This is a genomic window from Candidatus Obscuribacterales bacterium (assembly GCA_036703605.1).
GTDB lineage: Bacteria > Cyanobacteriota > Cyanobacteriia > RECH01 > RECH01 > RECH01.
In genome coordinates this window covers 1-1,146 of the sequence record DATNRH010000584.1, presented here as the reverse complement: position 1 = coordinate 1,146, position 1,146 = coordinate 1, and the positions used below count along the sequence as shown (strand labels likewise).

The 1,146-nt window shown below is 53.4% G+C and carries 1 protein-coding gene; it reads left to right on the top strand.

Features of this window, described 5'->3' with window-relative positions:
- Positions 1-66 precede the first annotated feature (66 nt).
- On the top strand, positions 67-1,146 hold a 1,080-nt coding region (locus V6D20_12375; GenBank protein ID HEY9816575.1), incomplete at its 3' end, for a DEAD/DEAH box helicase.

The following is a 1,146-nucleotide window of genomic DNA, read 5'->3' as shown; positions in this document are numbered from 1 at the left end:
CGGCTCCTATGAGCCAGACAATTTTTCTATACTTTGGAGGCAGCTTGAAATAGCTTCCGCGCCTAGATGTACCAACTCAGGCCATACCAGCAGGAAGCGGTTGATAGCGCTCTCCACTACTTCAGGAGGAGGCGCACCCCTGCGGTAATCGTTTTGCCCACGGGCGCGGGCAAAAGCTTGGTGATCGCTGAGCTGGCAAGAGTAGCTCAAGGACGCGTCTTGGTCCTCGCCCATGTCAAAGAACTGGTAGAGCAAAACCACTTGAAGTATGAAAGCTATGGCCTGCAGGCGGGGATCTATTCAGCGGGCTTGAATCAAAAGGACAGTACGCGGAAGGTTATATTCGGCAGCATCCAGTCGGTTGCCAACGCGAGCGATAGCTTCTTCAATGACTTCACCCTTCTCGTGATCGATGAATGTCACCGTGTCGGCCTGGAGCCTGACAGTCAGTACGCTAAAGTAATCAAGCGTCTGAAGCTGAATAATCAGCGTATTTGCATTTTGGGCCTCACCGCAACCCCCTATCGCATGGGACTGGGCTGGATCTATAATTACGCTCACCGCGGGGAAATGAAGACTCAGGAACTCCGCTTCTTCAAGCATTGCCTCTACGAGCTGCCGCTTGAGTACATGATCAAGAATAGATACCTGACGCCTCCGGTGAAGGTGGACACTCCGGTGACGTCATACGACTTCTCGGAGCTTACTGAGGCCGGCAATTCGTATACGATGGCTCAGCTCGAGGAGGTCCTGAAGCAGCAAAGGCGACTGACGCCCCTGATCATCAAAAACATCGTCGACATCACCGATAGCTACAAGCGGCAGGGCGTGATGATTTTCAGCTCCACGGTGAAGCATGCCCAAGAGGTGATGGAGAGTCTGCCGGAGGGCCAGGCCCGAATCGTATTGGGAGAAACCGAGGCTGCTGAGCGCGATCAGATTATTGAGGCGTTCAAGAGGAGGGATTTCAAATACCTGGTCAATGTATCCGTCCTCACGACCGGCTTTGATGCCGCCCATGTCGATGTCATCGCTATCCTGCGCCCGACTGAGTCGATTAGCCTGTACCAGCAAATCATTGGACGTGGTCTGCGTTTGGATACCGGTAAAAAGGATTGTCTGGTCTTGGACTATACCGGCATGGGG